Source organism: Kitasatospora sp. NPDC048722 (assembly GCF_040650235.1).
Lineage (GTDB): Bacteria > Actinomycetota > Actinomycetes > Streptomycetales > Streptomycetaceae > Kitasatospora.
The window spans coordinates 1-4,191 of sequence record NZ_JBEZGX010000140.1 but is presented as its reverse complement, the minus strand read 5'-3'; the positions used below and the strand labels follow the sequence as shown (position 1 = coordinate 4,191).

The window sequence follows — 4,191 nt, the reverse complement described above, 5'->3', positions numbered from 1 at the left end:
GGTACTGCAGGGGGGACCCTGTGGGAGAGTAGGACGCCGCCGAACAATCATTCCAAAAAGACCCACTCCCGACCGGGAGTGGGTCTTTTTGCGTTTCCGGTGGATCTTTGGGACGGCTCAGTTGCCGTCCTCGCCCTCCTGGCCGTCCGGGGCCAGCGGATCCGTCTGGGCGTTCACCGACGGTTGGGCCTGTGCCGGCGCTTGCGCCTGGGCCTGGGCCTGGGTGGGCGCCGTGGGCGCGGTCGACGCGGATGGGGCGGCCGTGCCCCACTTCGGCCGGCTGAGCCATTTACCGGTGCTGTTGGTGAGCCGGGCGACCCCGGTGCCGTCCGGCTTCATGCTGTAGAGGTCGGCGGTCGCGCCTGCAGGAGCCTGGGCGAAGACGATCGACCGGCCGTCGGGCGCGTAGGAGGCGGCGCCGTAGTAGGCGTCGGAAGGGGCGGGAGTGAGGGCGGCGATGGCGCTCCCGTCGGGGTGGACGGTGTAGATGCCGCCGCCGGGCGCGTTCTCGGGGCCGGCCGGGTAGGTGGTGAAGAGGATCTGGCTGCCGTCGGGGGACCAGCTCGCGCGGTCGCCGGCGTGGAGCTCCCAAGGGGTGAGCTGGCGCAGGCCGGTCCCGTCGGTGTTGACGACGTACACGGCCCGGGAGTTGGCGGGCTGTCCGCTCGCGCCGGTGCGGTACTCGAAGGCGAGGCGCTTGCCGTCGGGGGACCAGCTGGGGTTGCCGACCTCGCCGGAGTACGGCTTGTCGTTGGTGAGGAAGGTGAGGCGCTGGACGTTGGTGCCGTCCGGGGCCATCAGGTAGAGGTCGGAGTACTGGATCTGGGTGGTGTTGTTGCCGGCCGGGTTGACGGCGCCCCAGGAGCGGCTGAACGCGAGCTGCGTGCCGTCGGGGGAGTAGGCGGGGGCGCGTTCGTCCTCGTTGCTGCAGTCGGCGGTGCCGTTCTCGCAGAGCTGGCCGATCTGGTGCTCGCCCTCGCCGCTCGCGGAGACCGTCCAGAGCCGGGCGGTGCCGGTCTGCGGGTCGGTGCGGTCGAAGGTGATGGTGCTGCCGTCGGGGGACCAGTCGGGACGGTCGTCGCGGGTGCGGGCGGGCGGCTGGGTGACCTGGTGTTCGCCGCTCCCGTCGGGGCCGACGGTGACGATGGCGCTGGTGGTGCGGCCGGGGTCGAGGAACGCCCGACTGGCGATCAGGCCGTTGTGCGCCGCCACCGCAGCGGCACCGGTGGCACCGGCCGCGGCGCCGACGACGCCGGGGGTGGGGGAGGCGGTCGTCGGCTCGGGCGTGGCGGTGGGGCTCTCGGGCCGGATCTCGGAGAGCGGGATCTCACCGGGCTCGGCTCCGCAACCGGTGAGAAGGGTGCCCAGCAGCAGAAGGCCCGCACCGGCGCTTGCGCGGGTGCGGGCCCTGGTCGTGGCTGACTGCCCTGTGCCGGTCATCCGCGTCATCTCCGTCTCCGGCCTCGCGGCCGTTCCGACTCTCGCTCCGTCGCCGATTCAGGACGAAGGCCCCCGAACGGGTCTGCCACTGTGTCAGACGGGACGTGTCGGCGGCCGGCCGACACGCTTCGGAGCGCGTCCGCTCGGCCACATGGAGTAACGGGAGGGATTGGCGGAGTGGGGGAGGCGGGCAGGGGGTGAGGGGCCCGGGTGGTGACGGATCGGGGACCGGCCGGCGGGCTCAGCCCTTGGCGGCGCGGCGCTCGGCCTTGGCGAGAGCCTCCGCCTCGTCCTCGGCCTCGGCGACCTCCAGGGTGGGCGCGGTGCCGCCCAGCTGGGCCGGCAGCCACCAGGTGTCGTCCGGGCCGGAGGGCTTGCCGGGGTACTCGCGCTGGGCGCGGTCGAGCATCTCGCTCATCGCGGCGCGCAGTCTCCGGGTGACCATGACCGGCTTGTCGCCGGGGGCGAGGTGGATCGGCTCGCCGATCATGATGGTGACGGGGACGTGCCGCTTGGTCAGGGTCTTCGGGCGGCCCTTGGTCCAGAGCTGCTGGGTGCCCCACAGGACGACGGGCAGCAGCGGGGCGCCGGAGTCGGCGGCCATGCGGGCGGCGCCGGTCTTGAACTTCTTCAGCATGAACGAGCGGCTGATGGTCGCCTCGGGGAACACCCCGACGACCTCGCCGGCCTTGAGGGCGCGCACCGCGGCCTCGTAGGCGGGCTGGCCGTCGGTGCGGTCGACCGGGATGTGCTTCATGCCGCGCATCAGCGGGCCGGAGATGCCGTGCTTGAAGACGTCGTCCTTGGCCATGAAGCGGGTCTTGCGCTTGCCGCCTCGGTAGGCGCCGAGGCCGGCGAAGAGGAAGTCCAGGTAGCTGATGTGGTTGCTGACCAGCACGGCTCCGCCCTTGGCGGGGATGTGCTCGGCCCCCACGATCTTGATGCGCACGTCGAGCGCGCGGAAGGCGGTGAGTGCGGCGCCGATCACCGGCGGGTAGACGAACTCTGCCACGGTCAGTCCTGACTTCCACGGGCCGGGGCCCGGTACGGCGGGGACCCGCGCCGTTGCGTGGGGGCCGACCGGAGCACGGCACGCCGCGGCGGTCACGGGTGATACACGGAGATGATCCCCCGAACGAGTGCCTGCTGTCACCTGAGGCGTGCCGTCAAGCGGATATTCGCCGTGTGATATCGGTGATGAATCCGAGCGGGAACTTTCCCGGCCGGGTCAGGCCACGACGTCGGGGCGGCCCTGGGCGCGGCGGATCAGCAGGTACATCTCGCAGCCGAGGCAGTAGCCGAACGCGGCGTTGAGGAAGGCCGCGGCCAGGGCGAACGCGGTGGTGAGCAGGCCGAGCCAGGGGACGGCGCTGAGGAAGCCGAGGCTGCCGACGGCGGCGAAGACCAGGCCCACGCCCTGGGCGAAGCGCGGCGGGCGCTCGTCCTCGGTCGCGGTGGGCGGCGCCAGGTGGGGGCGAACGAAGGTGCGGTAGAGCCAGCCGTACGGGGAGAGCCGCAGGCCGCCGAACGCGGGGAGCGCGAAGACGGCGGCTTGGAGGGCGAGGAGCGAGCTGCTGCCGGTGATCAGCACGGCGGCGAGGACGATCGCGCTGAGCGCGGCGGAGAAACGGGGGCCGCGGGGGTCTATCTGCACAGGGGCTCCGGGAGGGTCGCGACGGGCGGCGGCGGGGGCGCGTGCGGGCGGCGCGTCAGCGGGAGGCGGTGGCCCGGCCCAGGGCGACATGGCGGCGGGAGGTCGGTATCGGCGGCTGCGAGGGGCGGTCGGAATCCACTCGCCGATGCTACGCGGGCCGAGTGTCAGGGGGCGACCTGTCTATGACAATCCGCTTTTGGGATGAGCATGCGAATGTCGCAGACTGGGGGCGGCCCGGCCCTTTGGCTGTGTGTCACCGAGTTGCCGGTGGCGGCGGTGGGGCGCGAGCTGCTGGTGGTGAAGGTGCGACGGGAGGTCGAGGGTGCCCACCGAGGACGGGACGGTCCGGCTGTCGGAGGAGGAGCTGGGCGGGGCGCTGGGGGAGCGGGCGACGCTCGTCCAGTTCTCGACGGCGTTCTGCCAGCCCTGCCGGGCGACCCGGCGGGTGCTCACGGAGGTGGCCGGCATGATCGACGGCGTCGCGCACGTCGAGGTGGACGCGGAGGAGCGGCTGGAGCTGGTGCGCCGGCTGGAGATCCAGCGGACGCCGACCGTTCTCGTCCTGGACGCCGGTGGGCGCGTGGTGCGGCGGGCGGCCGGGATGCCGCGCAAGGCGGACGTGATCGCGGCGCTCGGACGGGCGGTCTGAGCACGTGAGGGCGAACAGATGACAGATGATGAAATCTGTCATCTGTCGTCTGTTCGCTGTCGTCTGTTCGCCGTCGGCGCCGGGAATCCCGCCGAGGATGCGCCGCCCCGTCGGGTGGTGTCGGGGGCGGGCTGGGGCAGGATGGGCGCAGGCGGTGGTGCAGCCCTCCCGGCGTAAGCTACTGGCCAGTAGTGACCACTGGGCTACCGGCGAGTATGCTGCCAGGAAGTTCCGGACCGGCACGGGAAATCCGCTGCCCGGAGCAGGTGCGAGCCATGTTCGCACCGGCTTGCACAGCCGCAGCCGCCGGACGAGACCAGTACAGGAGACAGGCCGTGAGCTTGAGGATCGTTGTCTGTGTGAAGCACGTGCCGGACGCGACGGGTGACCGTCGTTTCGCGGACGACCACACCACCGACCGGGAGGGCGTGGACGGCCTCCTGTCGGA

The 4,191-nt window shown here is 72.2% G+C and carries 4 protein-coding genes and 1 pseudogene; 2 read left to right on the top strand and 3 right to left on the bottom strand.

The features are described from left to right. Positions 1 to 117: 117 nt before the first annotated feature. From AB0C76_RS41065 to AB0C76_RS41055, 3 genes are all read right to left on the bottom strand, one after another. On the bottom strand, positions 118 to 1,440 hold the full coding sequence (locus tag AB0C76_RS41065) for a hypothetical protein (protein ID WP_359975822.1): 1,323 nt from the start codon (positions 1,438 to 1,440) through the stop codon (positions 118 to 120). A 241-nt stretch (positions 1,441 to 1,681) separates the two neighbouring features. After that, positions 1,682 to 2,452, bottom strand: coding sequence for a lysophospholipid acyltransferase family protein (locus tag AB0C76_RS41060; protein ID WP_359975819.1), 771 nt, complete (start codon positions 2,450 to 2,452; stop codon positions 1,682 to 1,684). 216 nt (positions 2,453 to 2,668) lie between these two features. Further along, positions 2,669 to 3,094: a DUF4395 domain-containing protein gene (locus AB0C76_RS41055; RefSeq protein WP_359975816.1), complete on the bottom strand. Its 426-nt coding sequence runs from the start codon at positions 3,092 to 3,094 to the stop codon at positions 2,669 to 2,671. Positions 3,095 to 3,416: 322 nt separating this feature from the next. Between AB0C76_RS41055 and AB0C76_RS41050 the strand changes: the two genes are divergently transcribed. Together AB0C76_RS41050 and AB0C76_RS41045 are read left to right on the top strand one after the other, a co-directional pair. After that, a complete protein-coding gene (locus AB0C76_RS41050; protein WP_359975813.1) occupies positions 3,417 to 3,743 on the top strand; it encodes a thioredoxin family protein in 327 nt (108 codons plus the stop codon). A gap of 335 nt (positions 3,744 to 4,078) precedes the next feature. Beyond that, positions 4,079 to 4,191: pseudogene (locus AB0C76_RS41045) on the top strand (electron transfer flavoprotein subunit beta); the annotation flags it as partial.

What these genes read in the sequence shown, in the direction of transcription:
- AB0C76_RS41065 (WP_359975822.1), bottom strand. Translation starts at nt 1,440, where the DNA reads ATGACCGGCACAGGGCAGTCAGCCACGACCAGGGCCCGCACCCGCGCA.